Below are 24320 nucleotides of genomic sequence, written 5' to 3'. Positions count from 1 at the left end.
TATAATAGTTATTGCGGAAAAAAACTGACATATATCGCGTATTTGTCGAAAGACCTTTATATAGAACTTGTTGATTGATCAGGGAAATATTTTTTGGGGTAGTAAGGAAGTGATTTTGTTTGATAGAAATGGTTGATGTATGGAAAACATACCCGAACGGTGTTATGGCACTTAACGGGATTGACGTCTACATAGAAAAAGGTGAATTTGTTTATGTAGTCGGACCAAGTGGAGCAGGTAAATCCACGTTTATAAAATGTATGTATCGTGAAGAAAAACCGACACAAGGTTCAATCATCATTAATGGAACAAACCTTGCAAAAGTAAAAGAAAGACAGATTCCTAAAGTACGAAGAAAGATCGGGGTTATCTTCCAAGACTTTAAACTGTTGCCGCGTTTAACGGTATACGAAAACGTAGCGTTTGCATTAGAAGTTATTGAAGAATCTCCAAAAGTGATCAGAGAACGTGTTATGGAAGTTCTTGATCTTGTAAAACTAAAAAACAAAGCGCGCATGTTCCCTGACGAGTTATCAGGTGGAGAGCAGCAGCGTGTATCGATCGCACGTTCGATCGTAAACCATCCTCCAGTTGTTATCGCGGATGAGCCGACAGGTAACCTTGATCCAGAAACAGCGTGGGAGATCATGGAGATCTTTAAAGAGATCAACGCTCGTGGAACAACAGTTGTTATGGCGACTCACAATAAAGAAATTGTAAATACGATCACAAAGCGCGTAATTGCCATCGAAGGCGGCCGAATTGTACGTGATGAGGCGAAGGGGGATTACGGCTATGAAGATTAGAACATTAAAACGTCATTTCGTAGAAGCATTCAAGAGCATGGGAAGAAACGGCTGGATGTCCTTTGCTTCCATCTCTGCAGTAACGGTAACATTGCTATTAGTAAGTGTGTTCTTGGCAATCCTCTTGAACATTAACTATATTGCAAGTCAGATCGAAGACGATGTACAGATCAGAGCTTACATCGAGCGAACGGAAAAGCCTGAAAGATATGATGCTTACAAACAAGAGCTAGAAAAGCTTGGTAAGGTAAAAACGGTAGAGTATCAATCTAAAGAAGAAGGTCTTGATGAACTGATTGAAAGTCTAGGAGATGAAGGGGAAGCCTTCTCATCACTTAAGAACGAAAATCCGTTGCGAGATGCGTTCATCATCTACACAGAAAAGCCGCAAGATACGGCTGCTGTAGCAAAAGAAGTTGAGAAATTTAAATTTGTAAACAAGGTTGAGTACGGACAAGGGACCGTCGAGAAACTCTTTAAAGTAACTGATGTTGCCCGTAACGTTGGAATCGTCCTCGTATTAGGACTTGTATTCACAGCGATGTTCCTTATCTCAAATACTATAAAATTAACGATCGTAACACGAAGACGCGAGATTGAAATTATGAAACTCGTGGGTGCGACAAATGGATTTATCCGCTGGCCGTTCTTCATTGAAGGATTTGCGCTAGGTGTTGCTGGGGCTATTCTTCCGATCGTTGTTATCACGGTAGGCTATCAAGCGATTTTCGATATCGTTAATCAAAAATTAGGAACAGTATTCATTGAGCTGTTGCCAGTAACACCACTTATCCCGCAGCTAGCGCTGTTGATGATTCTGATCGGTGGAGTGATCGGCGTTTGGGGAAGCTTAACGTCTGTTCGTAAGTTCTTGAAGATTTAAGTAAAGATAGCAGAAATAAAGAGATCCAAGAAAAACGAAACAATTAATAGGGGTTAGGGAGGAAAACGAATGAAAAGGAAAGTGGTTGGTACAGTGCTTTCACTAAGTTTAGCACTGGGCGCCTTTACTATGTATCACTCTGAATCCGTCGTTCACGCGGAATCTTTATCAAGCATCAAGAAAAAACAACAAGAAAATGCAAAGAAAGCGAAAGATTCGCAAGCTAAGCTGGACAAGAACAAAAGCAGCCAGGAAGCGATTGAAGCGGAAGTAGCAAGAATTGATAAGCTTTCGTCTGAAACAGATTTAAAAGTACAAGCAAAACAAACAGATATTAAAGAAACAAAAGAAGAGATCGACGTGTTAAAAGGCGAGATCGCTGTTGTTCAAAAGCGTATCGATAAGCGCGATGCTCTATTAAAAGAACGTGTTAACTCTATGTATGAATCTGGCGGAGCTGTTTCTTACCTAGAAGTTGTTCTTGGTTCAAAAGATTTTGGTGATTTTCTTGACCGCGTTCTAGCATTGAACATGATTGCAGAGCAAGATCGTCAGCTTTTAGAAGAACAAAAGAAAGATAAAGAGCTTCTAGAGAAAAAGATGGCAGCTGTTGAGAAAAAACTAGTTAACCTACAAAACGCAATGAAAGAATTACAAGTATTGCAAAAGCAATTAAAAGCTCAAATGGATGAGAAAACTCGTCTGATGGCTTCTCTTAAAAAAGAAGAAGACTCATTGCATGCTGAAGCACATAAGATTGAAAACGAAGGCGCACTTCTAAAATCTCAAGAAGAAGCGTTCCGTGCTGAACAAGCTCGTGCAGCTGCACGTGAAAAAGCAGCTCGTGAATCTTCATCATCAGGTGGTTCAGCTCCTTCAATGGGACCTGTATCAGGTAATGGCATGATCGTTAAACCTGCTGCTGGAAGAATTTCATCTGGTTTTGGTAACAGAAGCAGCGGTATGCATGAAGGAATCGACATCGCTCAAGGTGGAACCGTTCCGATCTATGCAGCTGCAGATGGAACAGTTATTAAATCAGAGTACTCATCTTCATACGGAAACGTTGTATACATTTCTCACTCGATCGGTGGGCAGCAATGGACAACGGTTTACGCTCACATGAGCAGCCGCGCTGTATCAGGCGGATCTGTTTCAAAAGGGCAGTTCCTAGGCAACATGGGGAACACTGGACATTCATTTGGTCAGCATTTACACTTTGAACTTCACAAAGGACCTTGGAATGCAGGAAAAACAAATGCTGTAAATCCTGCGGCTTACTGGTAAAATAAACACATAAAGTAAACAAGCTATTCATATAGTGAAGTAGGAGACAGGCTGTTGCCTAAAGACTCTTACAATGGAAGGCATCGCACTTTGCAGGGTGTGATGCCTTTTCCTGCAAAAACGAGGTGAGCAGAATGAACGTAAATAAAAAAATGTTGGCCCTGCTGATTGTTCTTTCCTTGCTTGTTGGTGCCGGTGGCATGTATGGTTCGATGGCACTGTTTGGAAACGATTCAAAGTATGTTCAGAACGGTGAAGTAAACGATCTACCGAAGACCGCAACAAAAGTCAATAACGACGAAGAGTTTGCAAAGCTTCAGAAAACGTACGAGATCATCTCTTCTCGTTATGTAGAAGATGTTGATCGTGACAAACTCCTTGAAGGTGCCATTCAAGGAATGGTCAAAACGTTAAAAGATCCATATTCGGTTTATATGGATGAAGAAACAGCAAGTCAGTTCTCACAATCACTCGATTCTTCTTTTGAAGGAATCGGTGCAGAAGTAAGCATGGTAGACGGTAAAGTAACAATCGTCGCCCCGTTCAAAGATTCACCTGCCGAAAAAGCAGGGCTAAAGCCAAACGATCAGATTATTACGATCGACGGTAAAAGTGTTGAAGGACTCGATCTGTATAAAGCCGTTTTAAAAATTCGTGGTGAAAAAGGATCTGTCGTAACTCTTGGTGTAAAACGTACAGGCGTAAATGATGTAATGCCGGTAAAAGTAACACGTGATGAAATTCCGATTGAGACCGTATATTCTGATATTGAAGAAGTAAAAGGTAAAAAGATTGGTGTACTTGAGATCACCTCTTTCTCAGAAAAAACGGGTTCAGACTTTAAGAAGCATTTGACTGAGCTAGAAAAAGAAAAGATTGATGGTCTTGTTATTGACGTTCGTGGAAATCCAGGAGGCTATCTAGAAGCGGTTGACAGCATTCTTCGTCAGATCATTCCTGAGAAAAAGCCATTCGTTCAGATTGAAGACCGTAAAGGCAACAAAGAGCGATATGTATCTACGCTAAAAGAAAAGAAAGACTATCCGATCATCGGTTTGATCGACAAAGGTAGTGCGTCAGCGTCTGAAATTTTAGCTGCTGCCTTAAAAGAAGCAGGAAACTATGATCTTGTTGGTGAGAAGTCATTCGGTAAAGGTACCGTTCAGCAGTCGATCGACCTTGGTGACGGATCGAACATCAAGCTGACACTGTTTAAGTGGCTAACACCTGATGGAAACTGGATTCACAAAAAAGGGGTAAAGCCTACTTTTGAAGTGAAGCAGCCAGATTACTTCTACACAAACCCGATCACGGTTGATAAAAAAGCGTTAGAGTTCGATATGAACAACGAGCAAGTGAAGAACGCTCAAGTGATGTTGAATGGTTTAGGGTTCCAGACGGGTAGAGAAGATGGCTATTTTGATGAAAAGACGCAAGCTGCGGTTACTGCATTCCAGCGTGCCAACAACTTGCCAGCTACAGGGAAAGTCGATACGAAGACAGCTGGTAAGATGGAGTCAAAAGTGATCGATTCCATTCGTAATGATAAGAACGATGTTCAACGTAAAACAGCGATTGAATTGCTTGCAAAATAAGGGATTATGGCAGGAAAAAACAACTGAAACACGAATACTATCCGTAGAGGAAATTATTCTCTACGGTTTTTTTTTGGTGGAGCTTCGATGTCTAAAGAGCCTCTTGTGAGTGGTTGATTTGCGCTCCAGGTTGCTCGCTTTCCGCGGGGCAGGCGGTGAGCCACATTCGTACGTTTCACGTATAAGTGTCTCACCTGCCGGCCTGTCCCGCAGGAGTCTCGCACCTTGCGCTCCAATCAACTATTCAAAGAAGGTAACAAACCAAAAGAACCCATAATTATTTTACTGATATTACAACTGGGTAAAATGAATTAAGTAAAAGAGAATGATTGAAGAGATAAAATCCTTTGTCATATTTAAAGGGGTAGACAAAATGCAGTCATTGAATGTTGGAGATATTATGTTTCAGCTGTTTTCGTTTCTTGTGCTAATTGCCATCATTGTTGGAGCGGGGTTATTAGTAAAGCGAGCTGTGAGAACGGATAGAAGGTTGAAACGGATTGAAGAAAAAGTGGATGAATTGAAAGATGAGAAAGGAAGAGACCGCACATGACAGACACCTTTGTGAAAGAATTACTTCAGGGCATGCTGCTGCTTTTTCTACACCCGCTGTTTTACGGTTTTATTCTAGTTGCATTTTTAATTGGATTAAAACGTGTGAAAAGAGAGAGAAAAGAATTTAAAGTGCGCGTGCATCCCGTCATTGATAATTTAATCTTTTCATTGCTGCCGGGCATTCTGATTGGACTCATCGGTTCTGTAATCTTTGTGGCAGCTGGTATCACGTTGCCGCTTGGGATGATTGCTCTGATTGGGGTCGTTTATCTTGCTTTAGGCTTAACGTTTAAGACAAGGTTTATGAATCCTGCTTACGCTGTAAGTTTAGCAGCAGTCATTGGTCTGTTGCTTCCTAAATTCCAATTAGGGATCTCTTTCTTAGATCGATGGATCGTAGATGTTCAAAAAACACCGCTTGATTCATTAGCAGTTATTATTGGTGTTCTTTTGATTCAAGAAGGAATTTTGGTCATCTGGAAGGGTGCAGATCGCACGTCACCTCGACTGTTCAAAGGAAAACGAGGACATTATATCGGAGCACATGAAGCTACGAGGTTTTGGATTGTTCCTCAGTTCTTAGTATTACCAGTAGGTTCAATTCCTGTACTAGACTGGTGGCCGTTGTTTCCGATGGGCGCGGTAGGATTTTCATTCTTCCTCGTTCCGTTTGCCATTGGTTATCGCCAGCTTGTTACACACACTTTGCCAGAAGAAGCAATTAAACACCTCGGCAGACAAGTCTTGCTCTTAGGATCTATCGTAACGGGCATTGCAGCAGTCGGGCATTTTTATAATCTACCGCTATTAATTGCGATAGCGATCGCAGCTGGTCTTGCCGGACGCGAGCTTATTACACTCGTGACGAGCCAACGTGATGATACAAGACCATCCCACTTTGTGCCAAGAGATCAGGGAGTTATGATCCTTTCAGTCGTACCAGGGACACCTGCTGCAAAGATGGGATTAAAGATTGGGGAAATTATCGTAAAAGTTAACGGGGTAACACTTTCGCACGAATCAAGTTTGTACCAGGCACTTCAAATCAACGCTGCATACTGCAAACTTGAAGTTCTTAACCTGAATGGTGAGATTCGATTCGTTCAAGGGTCACTTTATCAAAACGAACACCACCAACTAGGTGTACTCCTTGTCCATGATGTGGTGGATCGGAATGTTGCTGTAGGGGATTGATGTAATTTTTCATAATTAAAATTTGCCGGAATGATTATTCATAATTTATCGGAACCGTATAATTTTTATTTAAATGGCTCATTTAACGTGAGTCTTTTTTTGTTATTCAACAATCGGGCCTTGATTGCTGAAGATGTAGTTTAGCACTAGTAGTGGGGAACCGTAACATAAGTAACGGCGATATGAATCACTCCTTTTACATTGTTATGGTAAAATTGTATGTAATAAGACTTATAACGAAATTTAGTTATTGATATATCCCGCCAATAAAATAAATGAAACAATGCTTTAAAAAGGAGTTGTGTCAATTGAATAAAAATAAAAGCACAGAAATAAAACGCTCTTCGAAAGCAGAAAACATTCTATCTCAGCTCAATACTAAAACGAAGCTAGGCGACTTACGAAAAATCGCGAAGGACATAAAAAAAGATCACGAACTAGCTATGGAACTTTGGTCAACTGGGGAGTTTTTGCCCAGACTCTTGGCAATCTTAATTATGGACAAAAAACTTCTTTCACAAGATGTACTAAATAAGCTTGATACGGATATGCAGATTCACACATTTGATGAGCAAAATAACCTAATGGATTGGTTATTGGCTAATCAGCTCACCAAAGACAAGAAAAACATTGCAATGATGGAGTTATGGGAAAATAGTTCTTCTGCTCTTCAAAGGAGAGCTTTCTGGTATTTTCAAGCGCGATTGAGATGGACTGGACAAACACCGCCAGATAACACCGCAGACTTACTATCTGCAATTGAAGCTAATATTACGAAGGAAGAACCGGAAGTTCAATGGGCTATGAATTTCACCGCAGGCTGGATAGGCGTTTATGATGAAAAGTATCGAGGACGTTGTATTAAGATTGGGGAGAAAGCGGGTCTTTACAAGGATGAAATGGTATCAAAAGGATGTACTCCTAATTATTTGCCGGAGTTCATTACGATTGAAGTTAATAAACGAATTAATAATTAGTTACCACTGAACCCAATTCATCATCAGCACTTTTTCTCTATTTCACCCTAGTAAGAAATATAAGAGGGGATAGGCAAAAGAAATTAGCTGGATTGTACTTACTTAATCCATTAAAATTATATGAAATAATGAGTTCATATCATCTAAAATTATATCTTCCGTTATCGGGTGCGTTAGTCCAAGAAGGATTAACGCCTTTTTCATGGAATTTATTGAAAAAACGTGCGGGATTGTCGGTTAAGCACAAGTGGATAAAGGTAAGAAAATGCATATGGAGTAGGAGAAAGAATGAAAATGATCAAAAGCAGATACAGAAGATCTATTAGAGGTATATTCAGAGAAATTAGAAGTGAATTATTATTTGAATTGCTGTGGAACATCTTAACTTTTATTCCAAGTATGATGTTCCGCTTAATAAAAAGCTTTTTAACCACTATTAAACAATCAGGTGCATTTATTTAAGAAGGAGAAGGAAAAATGAATATAGTTCAAATACTTATAGCAGCAGCGAACTTGTATTCTAAAGTGTAATATTGATGACAATGATGTAAACAAGTATTTACTCAAAGAATAGGAGAGTGCATATATGTATGAACCGAAGATGAAAGAAACCGACAATAGTGTAATTGAATTTATTGAAAATGTGGAAAATGAGAAGAAGAAGGCAGATGCCTATCAGTTATTAAAAATTTTTGAAGAGGTAACTGGGTACGACGCAAAAATGTGGGGTCCTAGTATTATAGGCTTTGGAAGCTATCACTATAAGTATGCATCAGGACATGAAGGGGATGCACCTTTAGTGGGTTTCTCACCAAGAAAGGCGAAAATTAGTCTTTATTTGGCCTATGAAAGTGAGGAAAGAGAAAAATTATTAGAAAGCTTTGGTAAGCACACGAAGAGTAAGGCTTGTATTTATGTAAATAAATTAGCTGATATCGATATCAATGTTTTAAAAGATTTAATTAAACATACAGTAGAAACATATCAGAATCTTTATCCGAACGAATAAAGTTATTGCCTGTCCTTCAGGGTATTGCGCGATAAAAGGAGCGTTTAGTTAAATGAAGGAGTATTCGATCGTGATCTTAGGGAGTTGGACTAATTTTATGTTGATTCCCAAATGCTTTAAGGTTGTACGATAACTTTTTAAGGTTATGACTTTATTGATTTAACAGGTGCATTTCATTAATAAGAAATGTACCCTTTTTTATGAAACGGGCCAGATTGTGGAATAGCACTTATATGTTTAATTGGACAAATATGGTATTTTGTAAATAGGATAGATTAATTTTCATTAACGATTTGTATATTAAAGCTACTTTTTATTGGAGTTTAAAGAAGGAGAATTAATATTGTGGCAAAAACGTCTGGATGTTTTACAATCGTTATCAATAAAGAAAATCATATATTGTTAGCCAAGAGAAAAGATTATCCAATCTGGGATTTAACTGGAGGGGTATTAGAAAAGGAAGAAGCATTAGAAAATTGCGCTATAAGAGAAACGGAAGAGGAAACAGGTTATATTATTTCAATTAAACGAAAAATAGGAGAATATTATCAACCTCAATATGATGACATGCAGCATCTATTCCTTGGGGAAATAATAGGAGGCTCACCGATCAAGGATGGTCCTGAAACAGAAAAGGTGGATTGGTTTAGACCAAATAAATTACCTTTGCTTATGATTCCGAATAGAAGAAAACAAATTAAAAATTACTTGAAACAAAAAGATATAATTGTTAAAGATTCATTCACAGTCTCACATTTAAGAATCTTTTTATATAAAGCGTTTTTAAAAGGAATTAGTAAAATGCTATAAAGTTTTATGTGGTGATTTCAGTTAAAATTACTCAATAAAAGAGCAGGATTATTCAATAATAACATTCTGTAAATGTATAAAAGGCAGGTAAAATATGAGTGAGACACAATATAAGTTAAATTTTAAGGATTTGTGTCAGACGTCTCAAATTGGTAAGTTAGTAAATATTCCTGAACCTATTTCAGGTGGGCTATTACATAGAATGTATTACATTGAAACCAATCAAGGGAAGTATGCAATTAAACTATTAAATCCTCAAATAATGCTTAGACCAAAGGCATTGCAAAACTATATTAATTCAGAAAGAATAGCTAATTTTGTATCAAATAAGCTTCCAGCCCTTACATCTGAAAAAATTAATGGTCGCTTTATTCAGCAAGTAGATAGTCAATTTTATATTGTTTTTAAATGGATAGAGGGTAAAAGTCTGAAACAAGATGAAATTGATGAAAAGTCATTGCGAAAAAATAGGGGGAATACTTGCAGATATACACAGAACTGATTTTTCTGAGTTAGCTATACCCAATGAGAAACCTGATATTGAAGAACCAACTGTTTGGAATTACTATTTGCAAAAGGGAAAAGAAAATCGATTGGAATGGGTTGAGATACTCCTTGAAAATCTCGATAGTCTATATGATTGGAATTCATCTGCAATAGAAGCATCGGAATCACTTTCATCAAACATAATAATTAGCCACAGAGACTTAGATTCTAAGAACGTTATGTGGCAACTTCATAATCCAGTCCTTATCGATTGGGAATCAGCTGGTTTTATAAATCCGATGCAAGACTTAATTGAAACGGCAATCTACTGGTCTAAAAATGAAAAAGGAGAAATAAATAAACAAAAATTTTTTTCATTTATTAGTGGATATAAAAAGAGATCTGGTGAACTACATTCCGACTGGAAAATGGTCTTAGAAAATGGATACTTAGGCAAATTAGGATGGCTTGAGTACAGTTTAAAACGGTCTTTGTGGATTGAATGTACAGATAAAGAAGAACAGCAGTTGGGAATTACCCAAGTAACAGAAACAATATATGAGATAAGGAACTATGCAAAACAAATCCCTAAATTATTGGATTGGTTGAATAATGAGTTATAAAACCAAATTTCTTCAACTATCAGGTGCTTTTCAGTAATAGGTCAATGTCTTTTTATTGGAATAAATACATAGAGTTAATCATCTGATTTTGAATCAATTGGTATTATGCAATCGAACAGGATTGTGGAGTAAGGATTGAAATACTTAGAGAATTTGAAGTTAATTTTAAATAATTATTAGCAAGTAAAATAAAGGAGGAAAAATGCTTTCCATTAACACTTTACCTAAACATATAAAAACCTCATTAGATAAATTTAATACTAAGAATGAAAAACCAGATGTATTTCCTTCTATCTTCTATATTAGGGGGAACAAATATTATTATTTTACTTTTGCCCCATCCGAAGATGAATTAATTATGTTAGATGATGGGACGATACCTTCTCTTAAAGAGATAAACTATGTGGCTTTATTAGCAAACAGTTACAATAGTGCAGTTAATAGCATTGCTTTTATAGGATATAAATGGGTTAAATCTAAAACTAAAAGAAATTATTTGAAATTATATAGGCTGTTGCAAGAAGTAAAAGATGAGTTTTGTAAAATTAACACTTCAGCAGAAATAAATCAATCTCTTATTAAATTCATTGAAACAACAGAATCAATTGTTAAAGATCAAGATAACATTGAAAATGCAGTTGAAGCTGGAACAAGAAAAGTACAAGAAACAAGTAAAGCTGTAAAAGTTACTGAATTTGATTATATAGAGTTACGTAATATAAATCTTCAAATGGTCAGAGCAGCCCATCAACAAAATACTATACAGTTAGAATCTGAGCAGGATAGAAATAAGGTATTTAATTATCTAGATAATCAGTCTCTTTTCTCTAATTTAAAGTTGAGTTATTTAAAAATGAAATTACAACCATATAGGAAACTAATGCTAAGTAGTGAATCGGAACAAGCTAAAGAAGTCCGTGAAATGCATTATGTAATGGAGGATGATGTTCCATTCGAAGAAAACCCTCTTGCACCTGAAGCTTTAGCACGATTTAAAAATCCAAGATAGTTGATAATTGATCTATATTTCCGCTGTTGTTTTAGATATGTTAAGGATAACAATTACAAAAATAGTCTTGATTATGAAAAATTTTTAATCTGCATCATTGTTTTTAGTATGTATTTTATCTTATGTTTTCCAAAAATAAGATTAGGCATCTTCAACTATCGGGTGCATTTCTTCAAGGAGAAATGCATTTTTTTATTGAACTTATTGAACAAAAGTAACAGGTTAGTTGTAGAAGGAAAAGGGTTATTTGAAAGCGAAAAGGTAGTTTGGAAATAAACACTACATATATGTGGAGTGAAAAAAATGACAGTAAAACCGATTGTTTTAGTTGTTAGTGTTTCAATAATTAAAGATGAAGACGTTTTAATGATTAAAGAAAACAAATCGAATGTAATAAATAAATGGAATTTTCCAAGTGGACACATTGAAATTGGAGAAGACATTCCTTATGCAGCTATTAGGGAAGTGAAAGAAGAGACGGGACTAGATGTAGAACTTACATATACAACGGGTGTTTATAACTTCATAAGTAGTTATCAAGACCAAGTTATTATGTTTCATTTTGTAGGGCGGGTTATTGGGGGTTCAATCTACCTTGAAGAAGATGATATTATAGACAGTGCTTGGGTGAAGGTAAGTGAATTAGAAAAGGCTAATGATGATAAATTTCGCGATCCGAGTGCTATTAAACAAATAGCAAATTGTCTTGTTAATAAAAATTACCACCCCATTAGTGTATTCCATAAACAAATTGAGTGAGGATCCTTGTTCAACTATCGGGTGCCTCTTTGGAACTTATTTAATAAACAGAACCGAGGAAGTATTTGGGGAAGCAATCTAGTAATTGAAGAGGAGATTTTCATAATGGCATGGTATTTTACATGGTCTGAATTAATATTAGGGTTACTTTTATACATTGTTTTACCTATTATAGTTTTTGTGATATTAATAATATTTATAAAAAAAGCAGAAAAATGGCTGAAGGAACAAAAACAAATCCAGGAACAAAGGTATGAGTATTATGAAGAGGTATCTAGAAAGGAAAAAATAGTTAAAAAATAAAGAATGCCTATATAACTAACAAAAAATTTGCCGAAACCTTTGATATTCCATTAAACGGTGCGTTAATTCAAGAAGGATTAACGCACTTTTTAATGAACTTATTAAACAAACGTGCAGGATTATGGAGTAACTTAATTAACTAATTGATTAAAAAGGAGTAGTAGTTATTTGAAGGTGAAAACTAAAGTTTTTATAGTTATATGTCTTGCTTTTCTTATTACGGGGTGTAATTTATTTAAAAATGATAAGTTGCCGATAGAAATGATTGCCTTTAATTACTTAACAAATGAAGAGCAAAAGAAAATTCCAGTATCTCCTAAGGACTCCGTAGTCAAAGAAATAACTGTTAGTGAAGAATTAGGTCAAAAATTAGACAAAAAATTAATCGGTAAAACGATTTATACAGTAACCTTTAATCATACCGAAGACGATTCTTCAGGAAAACTTGTTGTATATATTGCTAAAGATAAAAAGACAGTAATAGGAAAAGGGTATGAGAGGAAAAAGTAAAATAGATATTCAAGAATTGGGTGCAAGAGCTGAAGATCAATAAGTTGGTTCTTCAGCTTTCTTTTACTCAAGAATCGTGGCAGGATTGTTCAATAAGTGTTAGCCGGTTATAATGCATGTGTAAAATGGTTTATTTTGAAATAATTGTTATTATTCTTAGTGAAGGAAGATTACAAAATGGACCTTATTACTGGCAAAGTAATTATCATATCTATTTTTTTATTAACAATAACAGTTATTGAAACATTAGCTTATTCAACACGAATTTCTGGAGCTAGAGTAAAGCTCATAGCTACTGCTTTATCATTGTTTAGTACAATGGTTATTGTATGAAGATTTTCTACGATGATTCAGCAACCTTTAACTGCAAAGCTTATTGCGGAGGCACCTGATTCAAATAAATTATCTTTTATCGAAAGTCAATACCGTGTACTTATTGGGTGACATCTTTAGGTGTTATCATTGGAATAATGCTATTTCCAACCTTTATCACCATTTTCTCAAGAGCAATTATACAGCTTTCGAATGAAAGAGGGTCAATAATCAAACTGCTAGTAAAGCATTTTAATTTATCAGGGTTTAAAAAATTTATAAAGTGTATTCGAATCCCGAAGATTTCCTATCTAGACGGAATTACTTTCAGCACTATACCAAAACGATTATTTATCATAAATGTAGTAATCTCTGCGGTTTTTACAATAGGCGTCCTTTCATCTATTTATGCTTCAATGTTGGTACCAAAAGATTATGCACAAGCAGCGTTGATGTCATCGGGCATTATAAATGGCATTGCAACCATCCTTTTGACATTGTTCATTGATCCAAAGGCATCAGTTCTAGCCGACAGAGTGGTTAAGAAAGAAAGTAAGTATATTTTTCTAAAAAGTTACTCGTTAACGATGATATGCTCTAAATTTATAGGTACATTAGTAGCACAACTTATCTTTATACCTGCTGCATATTATGTTGCTTGGTTTGCTAAATGGATATAAAAAGTTTATTCAACAATAGGGTGCATTTCTTCAAGAAGGAGAAATGGCCATTTTTAATGAACAAAAAAACATTTTTAGCAGTACAGCTAAATGTTAATATGTATTTAGAATAAATGAAGAGGTGTTACCTAGTGAAGAGAGTAGATGTAGTATATGCCTTTATTTATGACGAGAAAACAGAAAAAGTATTAATGGTTAATAATCGTCATTCAAATTGGTCACTACCAGGTGGGGCAGCTGAAAAAGGAGAAACCTTAGAACAAGCAGTTATCCGTGAAACAAATGAAGAAACTGGTTTAATTATTGAAGTAGAGAAGGTTATTGCGGTAAATGAAGCTTTTTTTACAAAACATGAACATCATGGTCTAATGATTACTTTTTCCACAAAAATAATTAGTGGAGAAATAACAATAAAAGATAAGAATGAGATTGCTGAAACAAAATGGATGGACATAAAAACAGCAAATAACTTAATGCCTTACCATCCAGGAGGAATAGAAAGCTTATTAAAATCCTCAACACCATATATTTTTCAAGGGAATTGTTAATATATTTAACTCCGCAATCGGGTGCATTTCATCAAGAAGGATAACTACTCTCTTTTATTGAATTTAGCACCAGGGTTTCCAAAAAGAGACCAGGACATAAACCCCGTCATGAATTGTGGGTACCAATTTTTCCTAAATAAATTTGGCATCTTCAACTATCGGGTGCTATAATCTAAGATTGGCTGCCAAAATGGGTGGCTTTTTATTTTGAATAAGTACATACAAAAACAGGTAATAAACGCTAAAATAGGAATAGAACAATTTAAGGAGATTTAAAATGAAGAATGTACCTGGAGGAAAAAAGATAGTGGCAACATTTTGTGCCACTCTATTTGTCAGTATCATTTTATTGATAGTTATTTTTTTCGAAGGGGAGACACTAGGTCCAGAAATTATAGGTTCTTTTGTTATATTTTTCTTATATGCCGGTTTTATTATCTTGGTCTTTGGCTGTTATGTATCCTATTGTTTAGAGTTTTTGTTGAAAAAGTGGGGGGATTACACGAATCTCAGTTTATTGATGTATATACTACTCCATGGTTTATTTGGTTCTTTAATAGGGATAATTTTTAAAGCTGTTGATCTTGCCATCATAGGATTCTTCGCTGCTATTGTTTATGGAATTGTGGATGTTAGAATCGGCTTTAAGTATATTAAAGAACAAAAAGTTCACTGACTTATAATTGTTTTTCTTCAACAATCGGGTGCGATTGCCAAATAACAATAATCCATTTTTCTAAGTAATTATGAAATAACGAACAAAATTTTCACCTTACCACTCTGTATTCAAATGAATTTAGAAATATTATATGCTTATATTCCATCTATAAAAGCGTTTAATTAGAAATTATGAAAAAAAAAATCACAATTGATGATTGGGAATAAGAATGAAGGAGCTTGCCTTATAGGTAAGTTCCTTTTTTTCGATAATCAGCTTGCTTACAGAATTAATAATTGCTATAAACTTACTAATTTGAAATAATTGGTATTATTATAAGGGGAGTAAAAATAGTGAAATTAATTTTATTTATATTTATTGGAATGCTTTTTACCTATACGTTTATTTTATTAGCTGGCAATTTTGGATTGATGCTGGTAGGTGGAGCTACTTTTGGAGTGTTACTCTATATTGCTACTGAGGTCAGAAAGCGAGATTAATAGTAAGCCAACAAAGGAGGATTCCCATGAGCACAATCGTATATATGGTAAGGCATGGTGACTCACCAAAAGAGGGCAATGAACGGACGAGAGGATTAACGGAAAAAGGTAATGAAGACGCTCGTCGTGTGACTGAACTTTTAAGAGATAAGAAGATTGATGTTGTTGCCTCAAGCCCTTACCTCCGTTCTATTTTAACGGTAGAAAAGATGGCTTTACAAATAGGGAAAGAAGTTGAGGTTATTGAAGATCTAAGGGAGAGAGTATTTTCTTGTAGTGATAATAGATTAGAAGATAAAGAACTCGGTCCTCTATTGGAAAAATCTTTTGTAGACTTTAATTTCTCTCTTGAGGGTGGCGAATCACATGCAGCTTGTCAAAAGAGGGCAGTACAGATTTTAAAGGAACTCTTACATACGTATAAAGATAAAAAAATAGTGATTGGAACTCACGGTGCTGTTATGACCTTGATGATGAATTATTTCGATCCTTCATATGGTCTAGAGTTTCTATACAGCACAACAAAACCTGACATTTATAGACTGGAATTTAATGACGAGGAACTAGTAAGTGTTGAAAGAGTATGGGACCAAGGACGAATTTTACTTGATAGCGGGGGATTAATGATATGACCTTTCATATAAGAGTAAGAGTTGGCGCACTTATTATTGAAAATGATGAAATATTATTAACAGAGTTTGATGATCCTTATCGAGGGATCTTTTATGATTTTCCAGCTGGTGGAGCTGAACCTCATGAATCTTTGATTGAAGCTGTAAAAAGGGAAGCAAGGGAAGAAGCTAATATTGATGTGATGGTAGGTCCGTTAGCATTTGTCTATGAGTATGCTCCTCATTTAAACGAAAATAAGTATGGCCAAACACACACGCTAGTTATGCTGTTTGATTGTACTATAAAAAGTGGGTCCATACCTAAATTGCCTGAGAAGCCTGATCCAAATCAAACGGCTGTTAAATGGGTTCCGCTGTCAGAGCTAAAAAATCTAGAGCTTTACGCGAACATTGGAAAGCAAATTTTAGATTATACGAGCAAGAAGCGAAACATTGATTTACTACAAGAACACAAACTTCTGGATCAGACATTAACACGTAATCTCACGGAGACTTTCTAATAAGGGAAGTCTTTTTTTGTATGAGTTTTAATAATATTAAGTCACGAACCCAATAATATAAAACGTTAATCAATAAAATTAATTTATTTAATAAAAAACATTAATATTTCAATTTATTCTATTCACATATTTAATCCGAAGGTATATAATCTAATTAATTGATGAGAAAGGAGAATGAGATGGCTCACCCATTACTTACAAATTGTCCGGTTTGTTCACAAACGTTAAAGATTACTAAACTTCATTGTTCACATTGTCACACGACAATTGAGAACGAATTCGAACTATCTAAATTTGCTTCACTAACGAAAGAGCAGCTTCACTTTGTGGAAGTCTTTCTTGTATGCAGAGGCAATATTAAAGAGGTTGAAAAAGAGCTAGGGATTTCGTATCCAACGGTTCGAGGCAAGTTGAACGACATTGCATCTTCATTAGGTTATGAATCGAAAAAGAAGAATGAGATCGATGAGAAAAAGATTGTTTCCATGCTTGAACGTGGCGAGATTACGCCAGATGAAGCCATTAAAATGCTAAAAGATGAATAGGAGGATATGAAAATGAAAAGTGAGATCGAGAAAGTTTTAACGATGGTTCAAGAAGGTAAAATCGATACGGATAAAGGTTCAGAATTAATTCAAGTCTTACAAGAAAAAGAACAGGGTCCAACGATTAAATCATCAAGCCACACGTCTCACGCATCTTCTAACTACAGCGACAAAACCTTAAAAATCTGTGTGGTATCTGAGAGTGACAACGTGAATGTGAACCTTCCAATCAAGTTAGTAAAGGTTGTACTAGCAGCAGGTCACAACATTGCTCTAAAGATTCCTCAATCTGAACAATATGTAAAAGATATAGATATAAATCTGATCTTAGAAGCTATTGAAAATGAACTGGATGGACAGATTGTTGATGTGAAATCAGCAAACGGGGATACCGTTTCAATAACAATTGAGTAGAGGATACAAACATGTTACATGTAAAAGTAAAAACAAAAGAGGCAAAGTTCTCAATCCCTGTCCCTTATGTCCTATTAAATATCGGGATATCTATTATTACTTCTAAAGTGTTAATTCGGCATGCTAACAAATGGTCGAAACCTCATCTAGATAAGAAAAACATAGCCTTCACCATTCCTTCCATAGATAAATCAGAACTGAAACAAATTATTAAAGAGTTAAAAAAGCACAAAGGATTAGAGCTGGTTAATGTGAAAGCACAAGATGGAACTGAAGTGATTGTGAGATTATAAAAATTAATGATTCCCACTGAAGATTTCTGGTTCCATAAAGCATTCATAACAATAATGATATAGTTGAGCAGTAAAACCAATGGGTGCATTTCTGTCATGGAAAGAGCACTCTTTTTTTGGCATATCTAGATTGTCAATGAAAGAGGAATATAATTAAGCAATCGCGAAGAAGAGATGGTATATACTTTTAGCCCAATAAAAATTAGCATAGCCCTTTTTCTTACATAATACGTAAATTCTATGAAGGAAGTGTAATAGATGAATGCTGAAGATGTGATGCAGGAACTTGAAGCTCTTGGCAAGGAACGGACGAAGAAAATCTATATCTCAAATGGCGCAAAAGAACCGGTGTTTGGCGTAGCTACTGGAGCTATGAAGCCGATGGCTAAAAAAATTAAAAAAAATCAGCCATTAGCTGAGAAGCTTTACGCGACAGAAAATTACGATGCGATGTACTTTGCAGGAATTATAGCAGATCCCACGATCATGACTAAAAATGATTTTGAGCGTTGGATAGACGGAGCTTATTTTTATATGTTATCCGATTTTGTGGTAGCGGTCACTCTAGCTGAAACTGATGTTGCACAAGAGGTGGCAGACAAGTGGATTGCAAGCGGTGAAGAGCTCAGAATGTCAGCGGGTTGGAGCTGTTATTGCTGGCTATTAGGTAATCGACCAGACAGCGAATTTTCCAAAACGAAGTTAGAAAAAATGCTTGAGGTTGTAAAAAATACTATTCATGAAGCTCCCGAACGAACAAAATCCTCAATGAATAATTTTGTATATACAGTGGGGATATCCTACGTGCCATTACATGAAAAAGCGATTGATACAGCTGATGCTATAGGACCAGTTGAAATGAATCAGGACAAGAAAAAAACGAAGTATCTACTTGCTTCTGAAAATATTCAAAAGGCAATAGATCGAGGACAGGTTGGATTTAAGCGGAAATATGTGAGATGCTAAATTTTTTTATATGACCATATAGAAGGAGGATAACGATGAACGATGAACCGTGACAGAATCATTATCGTACTAAGCATATTAATTATTGCTTTCCTTCTTTATTGGAGTAGATTTCAACAGGGAAGAACATACACTGAAATCATTATTGTGTATACACCAGCAATTGTAATTCCTTTGATTTTTTATCTCATAAAAAAAAATTAGAAAGAAGTAATAGGTAATACGAACATAAATCACAATGAATTTTACGGTGCGAAGTTGGGGAGTGTGCTGTTGTCAAATTTAGTTGGCAGTATATTTTTATTTTGTCGCTATTGTTCTTTACTGGTTTAGGGATGTATAAATTTTTATATGACCCATTTCCCGCTTAGCATGTAAATCAAGTCCAAGTATTGAAGAAGGTGGAGCAAGGGGATGGGAATATAATAAGAATTCCTACTCAATATCAAGGGTTTGAATGGTATATGTCTAAGAATAAAAGCGCTGATGAAAATATCAAACGACTTATGAAAGAAAAAGGTTGGACACTAACGAAAAAGGAAGATCATCTTTACTTTTTTGAAGGTGTGCAAGGAAATATTATCGTTAAGAGTGATATTTGGAAAAAGAATTATACGATCTTTCGTTTTCCGGATGGAATCTAGAAAGAAACCCTGAAAAAGAGGGAGAGTTTAAATAAATGACACAGGACTTTTATTGTGATGAAGTATTGAGTGGCAAAACTCAAGTGGAAAAAGTAGAAGAGACAAAGAATGTCCTAGCTTACTACCATACAAGACCTTTTTATCCCATTCACATTGTGGCGATACCTAAAAAACATATCTCGTCATTGATTACATTAGATGAGCGTGATAACGAGTTATTGCTAGAACTAATGAGTGTCGTAAAAGAAGTAGCGAGAAAGGTTACAGATGAGCATGGAGCTTGCCAAGTAATTACGAATGTAGGTGACTACCAAGACTCCAAACATTTGCATTGGCACATTGTTTCAGGGAAGCCAAAAGGTTAGGGAGTTGATTAGAAAGTAAGATATGAATGTATGATAGCAATATTTTTTAATGAAAAAAATAAATCTAAAATAAACATGATCATAAACAACACATAGAACAAGCTAAGATAGATTAAGTTCTTGTTGAAGCCTTTATTTAATACAATCATCATAAGGTAAAAGAAAATAGATAATAATAAGGGATTTTTCCAATATCCAGCACCTGATGCGTATTTATAAAGAAAGTATAGTACTGTTAGGAGCCACAGAGTAAGTGTAATAAAATATGCATACTTTTTTGTATTCACCGATTAATTCCTCTCTAATAAAAGAATCTACATATGGCTAAGAATCTCTAGACATATCTTATAACATGTTCCATTTGTGTGCGAGAGATATTTCTCTCCTTCTGAACAATCCCCTTAAAATCATCGTTCATTAGTTATTAAATTCTCCGCTACAAATGACAGTGTTCACTAATAAAAAATATCCTCTAAACGTGTAAAAGAGCTATGAACAAATCCATAGCTCTCCACTAATATTTAAACAACCCGACCATCGCTCATTTTAACAACATGATCAACATACGAAAGCATTTCTTCGTCATGAGTGACCATAAGAGTCGTGATGTTTAACGTTTTCGTTAGATATCGGATGAGTGACATAATTTCTTTTGATTTCTTTGAATCTAGACTTGCTGTTGGTTCATCCGCAAAGAGTATTTGGGGATTATGAATAATTGCACGTGCGATAGCGACGCGTTGTTTCTCTCCGCCAGATAATGAAGAGGGATACGCCTGTTTTCGATGGGATAATCCAACACGGTCTAGTATATAATCAATTTCTTGTTCCCGTTTTTCCTTTTTCATGTTCGCTTCCGATACGTCTAGCATGAGGTCCAATTGCTCTTGAACGGTTAAAAAAGGAACAAGATGTGCAAATTGAAAAACAAAACCGAATTTCTTAGCTCTTATTCTGCGCATTTGCTCAGCTGTCATAGAAGTTAAGTTGTGCCCGTTGAACGATATATTCCCGTCTGATGCAGGCTGCAGCCCTGCAGCTATGGTTAGCAGGGTACTCTTACCAGAACCTGATGGACCGACTAACGCTGTAATTTCACCTTCTTTAAGTGTTAGGTTTATCCCTTTTAATATTTCTTCTTTCATGTCACCATTCGTAAACGTTTTTCGTAATTCATCAATCGTAAAGATATCCATTTATTAAACCTCTCCTTGTTGTATGGCTTGTAAAGGTTCAACTTTTTTAATTTGCATACCAGATAGTGTAGCTCCAATAAATCCAATCACCAAGAAGACAATTGATAATTGCAGGGTGGTTTCATTCGTTAAATGATAAGGCATACCTTCAGGTGCTACTTTGTTGAATAGTTGGCTAAAACCAACAGAAAGAGTAAGAGATAGGATTGTGATAAACAACATCTGTGTCCACATCATCTTAAACAGATTACTCGTCTTTACACCGATTGCTTTTAATATGCCATAGAGCCCAATTTTTTGAACGTTCATCATATAGAAAAAGATGCCGAACAGCATACCGCTAATCACGATCAGAAACCACACGATCATATTTAAAGACATTTGTTCTGCACTGTAGCTTGGAATGGTGTTAAGAAAATCTTTATTTGAAAAAGATTGTAGACCTTTAAAATTTTGAGTTGAATTTTCACCTGGTATGAAAAGTAGTTGCATTTCTTCAGCACGATACATCTGCTTATAATCTTCCATATTGAGATAAGCAACAGGAGCATGACTGAACTTTTTTTGGTCAACAAAACGCTTAACTACAAGCGGTTCATTGAATGGTTTAAGTGTTAAGGTGTCGCCAACTTTTACGCCTTCTTTTTTTAATGAACGGTCTAGAATGATTTCTCCGGGAGCTACTGATTCGAATAATCTTGAATCCGTAGAAGCAACAAAAGCAACACTTCGTTGTTTGTCACTCTCATCGTTTAAAAAGCCCATCTCTATAGAGAATGCAACAGCGTCTTTGTGTTTACTTACCATTTGTTCTTGAACGCTATGATCAATCCTAGAGAGGTTGTAATTTTCTTCAGCATCACTATTCATGTAAAAATACCCACTTGGCAAATCTTTGATCAAGCTAGCATTATCTTGTGATAACCCATTGGCCAAACCTGAAATAATAAACGTTAACAAACTAACGAGAAAGATGATGGATCCTAATATGAAAAACCTCATTTTATTTTTCTTGATTTCTTTCCATGCGATGCTCATAACATCTCTCCTCCAATCTTTTTACATCCTTAGTCTAGAATTCATTTATGAACGGAGAATGAATAACACGTTACAAATCGCGAGGAAGAAGATAAGAGGTGCATAAAAAACAGGCACCACCAATGAATTTTTCATTAAGAGTGCCTGATTATTTTAAATGAAATTAATTTATAGGAAGTTCAACGGCAACCGTAGTTCCTTCATTCTCCTTGCTGGCTACAACCGTTACCCCATCATGAAGTTTCACGATTGTAGCAACGATGGAAAGCCCGAGTCCTGTCCCGTCAACGGTTCGCGATCTGGCAACATCAGCTCGGTAAAAGCGATCAAAAATTCTTTCTACTTCATTCTCACTCATACCGATACCTGCATCTTTAAAGGTGATGAGAATGGATTTTTCTCTCTTTTCAACAGTTATCTCAATACTTCCATCAGGATTATTATATTTAATGGCATTCGTTAAAAGGTTGTCCCATACGGCATTCAATAGAGAAGGATCGCCGAAGAACTCGGTATCTGGTAAGGAATAGCTCAGCATGATTCCTTTTTCATTCGTTAGCCACTGATAATTTCGAACCAGTTCTTTAATCTGCTGTGAAAGATTGAACGATTTTTTCTGTAGGATATCTTCGTTACGATCCAGTGAGGCAAGAAGTAATAATTGTTTCGTTAAGTTCGATAGTCTATTGATCTCACCATTTATAACTGTGATGTATTGCATTCTATCGTTTGAACTCAGATCTTCTTTTTCTAACAGGTTTGTGTACCCCTTTATATTGGATAGTGGAGACTGTATATCATGAGAAATATTTGAAATGAATTCTTTTCGCATCTCATCTGATTGTTGTAGCTTTGTAGCCATCTGTTTGAAGCTCTGAGAGAGCACACCTAATTCATCACTCCGCTTTGTATCGAGCTCAACTGAATAACTTCCTTTTGAAAGTGACTTTGTGGCAATGGTTAATTTTGATATGGGTTTAACTAAATATTTTGCACTTATGACTACCATCAAAATACTGAGGACGATCATCAAGCCAAAAAGCCAGCCGAATAGAACATGCATCTCATTAAAAAGAAGTTTAATATCAGGTCGAATAAACAGTGCATAATTTTCCCCGCGATGCGTTAGCGGTACGCCGATCGAATTACTTAATTCGTTTGCAAAAAAACCAGTTACAAATGTTTGCTTCGGAAAATGAAGAATCCCATGATAGACCTCACCATTTAATACACTCTCTTTTGTTGAAGAAGAAAGTGCAGTGTTACGAAATTTTGCACCGAAGTACGTTTCCTTGCCTGTTCGTTCTACAAGGTAGATTTGATAACCGATCGTAGAAAGGTTCTTTAAGTATTCGTTCAGATCGATGGTGGGGTGATCTTCGACAAAGGAAGCCATCTCATATGCAATCGCTGTATTTTTTTGATCATTAGCTGGTTTTAATTTTTGCTGATAGTATGTATTGGAAGCGACAAAGGCTAATACACCGCTTAAAAGCATAATTCCTATTGTTACGAAAACAAATTTGGTATATAGCGACCTCATTTTTTTGCCTCCAATAAGTATCCGACGCCACGGACGGTTTTAATTTGAAAGTCATCCGTTAATTCAGAGAATCGCTCTCTTAATCTTTTGATATGAACATCTACCGTTCTTTCGTCTCCTTCATAATCCAAACCCCAGATGTGCTCTATTAATTGAACACGTGAAAATACCTGCATTGGATTAGAAGCGAAGAAATACAAAAGTTCAAATTCTTTCAATGGTAAAAGGATCGTGACGTTACCGATATGTACTTCATAGCTCTTTTTGTTGATTATTGTTCTTCCTAAAGTAACAGTTGCTGAATCTGATTGCTTATCATACCGTCTTAACAAAGCTTTAATTCGAAAGAGTAATTCTTTCGGTTCAAACGGTTTAACAAGATAATCATCAGTTCCTGATAGATAGCCTTGTTCTTTATCTTCAATTTGATTTTTAGAAGTTAGTAAAATAATGGGTATGTCAAAATTTTGACGGATCTCTCTTGTTAAATGATATCCATCCATATAAGGCATCATTACATCAACAACGGCTAACTGGCAGTTTGTTTGACGTAAGATTTTTAAAGCTTCTAAACCATCTTGAGCTTGATATACCTTATAACCGACTTCTGATAAAAAAGTATCTATAAGTTCTAAGATATTACGATCATCATCGACGATTAAAATATTTGTCATTTTAGA

At 35.7% G+C, this 24320-nt stretch carries 30 protein-coding genes and 1 pseudogene; 27 read left to right on the top strand and 4 right to left on the bottom strand.

What is annotated here, in order from left to right:
• Positions 1-119: 119 nt before the first annotated feature.
• From ftsE to P4V41_RS02610, 27 genes and pseudogenes are all read left to right on the top strand, one after another.
• Positions 120-806, top strand: a complete 687-nt coding sequence (gene ftsE, locus P4V41_RS02740; RefSeq protein WP_137791963.1) for a cell division ATP-binding protein FtsE — start codon at positions 120-122, stop codon at positions 804-806.
• Positions 796-1689, top strand: coding sequence for a permease-like cell division protein FtsX (gene ftsX, locus P4V41_RS02735; protein WP_137791962.1), 894 nt, complete (start codon positions 796-798; stop codon positions 1687-1689). Before ftsE ends, ftsX begins: the two co-directional genes overlap by 11 nt.
• Positions 1690-1758: 69 nt before the next feature.
• Positions 1759-2976 (top strand): murein hydrolase activator EnvC family protein, encoded by a 1218-nt coding sequence (locus tag P4V41_RS02730; RefSeq protein WP_328083306.1) that lies wholly within the window; start codon positions 1759-1761, stop codon positions 2974-2976.
• 134 nt (positions 2977-3110) lie between these two features.
• A complete protein-coding gene (locus P4V41_RS02725; RefSeq protein ID WP_328083305.1) occupies positions 3111-4571 on the top strand; it encodes a S41 family peptidase in 1461 nt (486 codons plus the stop codon).
• Between the two features lie 373 nt (positions 4572-4944).
• Positions 4945-5124, top strand: a complete 180-nt coding sequence (locus P4V41_RS02720) for a hypothetical protein (RefSeq protein ID WP_328083304.1) — start codon at positions 4945-4947, stop codon at positions 5122-5124.
• Positions 5121-6320, top strand: coding sequence for a PDZ domain-containing protein (locus P4V41_RS02715; RefSeq protein WP_328083303.1), 1200 nt, complete (start codon positions 5121-5123; stop codon positions 6318-6320). The genes P4V41_RS02720 and P4V41_RS02715 overlap by 4 nt, the downstream gene beginning before the upstream one ends.
• A gap of 308 nt (positions 6321-6628) precedes the next feature.
• Positions 6629-7297, top strand: coding sequence for a DNA alkylation repair protein (locus tag P4V41_RS02710; RefSeq protein WP_328083302.1), 669 nt, complete (start codon positions 6629-6631; stop codon positions 7295-7297).
• A 586-nt stretch (positions 7298-7883) separates the two neighbouring features.
• A complete protein-coding gene (locus P4V41_RS02705) occupies positions 7884-8306 on the top strand; it encodes a DUF1801 domain-containing protein (protein WP_328083301.1) in 423 nt (140 codons plus the stop codon).
• A 345-nt stretch (positions 8307-8651) separates the two neighbouring features.
• Positions 8652-9116, top strand: coding sequence for an NUDIX hydrolase (locus P4V41_RS02700; RefSeq protein WP_328083300.1), 465 nt, complete (start codon positions 8652-8654; stop codon positions 9114-9116).
• Between the two features lie 94 nt (positions 9117-9210).
• On the top strand, positions 9211-9618 hold the full coding sequence (locus P4V41_RS02695; protein ID WP_328083299.1) for a hypothetical protein: 408 nt from the start codon (positions 9211-9213) through the stop codon (positions 9616-9618).
• Positions 9563-10225: a phosphotransferase family protein gene (locus P4V41_RS02690; protein ID WP_328083298.1), complete on the top strand. Its 663-nt coding sequence runs from the start codon at positions 9563-9565 to the stop codon at positions 10223-10225. The genes P4V41_RS02695 and P4V41_RS02690 overlap by 56 nt, the downstream gene beginning before the upstream one ends.
• Before the next feature lie 202 nt (positions 10226-10427).
• A complete protein-coding gene (locus tag P4V41_RS02685; protein ID WP_328083297.1) occupies positions 10428-11234 on the top strand; it encodes a hypothetical protein in 807 nt (268 codons plus the stop codon).
• A gap of 303 nt (positions 11235-11537) precedes the next feature.
• The gene (locus P4V41_RS02680; RefSeq protein ID WP_328083296.1) at positions 11538-11993 is read left to right on the top strand and encodes an NUDIX hydrolase; all 456 of its coding nucleotides are present in this window, start codon (positions 11538-11540) and stop codon (positions 11991-11993) included.
• A gap of 105 nt (positions 11994-12098) precedes the next feature.
• Complete coding sequence (locus P4V41_RS02675; RefSeq protein WP_328083295.1) at positions 12099-12296, top strand: hypothetical protein; 198 nt, start codon at positions 12099-12101, stop codon at positions 12294-12296.
• Positions 12297-12470: 174 nt separating this feature from the next.
• Positions 12471-12806 carry a hypothetical protein gene (locus P4V41_RS02670; protein ID WP_328083465.1) on the top strand — a complete coding sequence of 112 codons (336 nt, stop codon included), beginning with the start codon at positions 12471-12473 and terminating at the stop codon, positions 12804-12806.
• Between the two features lie 177 nt (positions 12807-12983).
• Positions 12984-13798 (top strand): annotated as a pseudogene (locus tag P4V41_RS02665) (lipid II flippase Amj family protein).
• A 131-nt stretch (positions 13799-13929) separates the two neighbouring features.
• Positions 13930-14346 (top strand): NUDIX hydrolase, encoded by a 417-nt coding sequence (locus P4V41_RS02660; protein WP_328083294.1) that lies wholly within the window; start codon positions 13930-13932, stop codon positions 14344-14346.
• Between the two features lie 277 nt (positions 14347-14623).
• A complete protein-coding gene (locus tag P4V41_RS02655; RefSeq protein ID WP_328083293.1) occupies positions 14624-15022 on the top strand; it encodes a hypothetical protein in 399 nt (132 codons plus the stop codon).
• Positions 15023-15357: 335 nt separating this feature from the next.
• Positions 15358-15504 (top strand): hypothetical protein, encoded by a 147-nt coding sequence (locus P4V41_RS02650; RefSeq protein WP_328083292.1) that lies wholly within the window; start codon positions 15358-15360, stop codon positions 15502-15504.
• A gap of 26 nt (positions 15505-15530) precedes the next feature.
• Entirely contained in the window at positions 15531-16136 is a 606-nt protein-coding gene (locus P4V41_RS02645) for a histidine phosphatase family protein (protein ID WP_328083291.1), read from the top strand.
• On the top strand, positions 16133-16636 hold the full coding sequence (locus tag P4V41_RS02640) for an NUDIX domain-containing protein (RefSeq protein ID WP_328083290.1): 504 nt from the start codon (positions 16133-16135) through the stop codon (positions 16634-16636). The genes P4V41_RS02645 and P4V41_RS02640 overlap by 4 nt, the downstream gene beginning before the upstream one ends.
• A gap of 179 nt (positions 16637-16815) precedes the next feature.
• Positions 16816-17181, top strand: a complete 366-nt coding sequence (locus P4V41_RS02635; RefSeq protein WP_328083289.1) for a DUF2089 domain-containing protein — start codon at positions 16816-16818, stop codon at positions 17179-17181.
• 12 nt (positions 17182-17193) lie between these two features.
• Positions 17194-17595: an SHOCT-like domain-containing protein gene (locus tag P4V41_RS02630; protein WP_328083288.1), complete on the top strand. Its 402-nt coding sequence runs from the start codon at positions 17194-17196 to the stop codon at positions 17593-17595.
• 11 nt (positions 17596-17606) lie between these two features.
• Positions 17607-17888: a hypothetical protein gene (locus P4V41_RS02625; protein WP_328083287.1), complete on the top strand. Its 282-nt coding sequence runs from the start codon at positions 17607-17609 to the stop codon at positions 17886-17888.
• Positions 17889-18146: 258 nt separating this feature from the next.
• Entirely contained in the window at positions 18147-18854 is a 708-nt protein-coding gene (locus tag P4V41_RS02620; protein WP_328083286.1) for a DNA alkylation repair protein, read from the top strand.
• A 464-nt stretch (positions 18855-19318) separates the two neighbouring features.
• Positions 19319-19498 (top strand): hypothetical protein, encoded by a 180-nt coding sequence (locus tag P4V41_RS02615; RefSeq protein ID WP_328083285.1) that lies wholly within the window; start codon positions 19319-19321, stop codon positions 19496-19498.
• A 35-nt stretch (positions 19499-19533) separates the two neighbouring features.
• The gene (locus P4V41_RS02610) at positions 19534-19863 is read left to right on the top strand and encodes an HIT domain-containing protein (protein ID WP_328083284.1); all 330 of its coding nucleotides are present in this window, start codon (positions 19534-19536) and stop codon (positions 19861-19863) included.
• Positions 19864-20384: 521 nt separating this feature from the next.
• On the opposite strand, the gene P4V41_RS02605 is transcribed toward P4V41_RS02610, so the two are convergent.
• The 4 genes from P4V41_RS02605 to P4V41_RS02590 form a co-directional block, all read right to left on the bottom strand.
• Positions 20385-21059, bottom strand: a complete 675-nt coding sequence (locus tag P4V41_RS02605; protein WP_328083283.1) for an ABC transporter ATP-binding protein — start codon at positions 21057-21059, stop codon at positions 20385-20387.
• A gap of 3 nt (positions 21060-21062) precedes the next feature.
• The gene (locus P4V41_RS02600) at positions 21063-22097 is read right to left on the bottom strand and encodes an ABC transporter permease (RefSeq protein ID WP_328083282.1); all 1035 of its coding nucleotides are present in this window, start codon (positions 22095-22097) and stop codon (positions 21063-21065) included.
• A 163-nt stretch (positions 22098-22260) separates the two neighbouring features.
• Positions 22261-23640, bottom strand: a complete 1380-nt coding sequence (locus tag P4V41_RS02595) for a HAMP domain-containing sensor histidine kinase (protein ID WP_328083281.1) — start codon at positions 23638-23640, stop codon at positions 22261-22263.
• Positions 23637-24314 (bottom strand): response regulator transcription factor, encoded by a 678-nt coding sequence (locus tag P4V41_RS02590; protein WP_328083280.1) that lies wholly within the window; start codon positions 24312-24314, stop codon positions 23637-23639. The genes P4V41_RS02595 and P4V41_RS02590 overlap by 4 nt, the downstream gene beginning before the upstream one ends.
• Between the last annotated feature and the right edge of the window lie 6 nt (positions 24315-24320).

The organism is Fictibacillus nanhaiensis (assembly GCF_036213205.1).
Lineage (GTDB): Bacteria > Bacillota > Bacilli > Bacillales > Fictibacillaceae > Fictibacillus > Fictibacillus nanhaiensis_E.
This window is presented reverse-complemented; position numbering and strand designations above follow the sequence as displayed.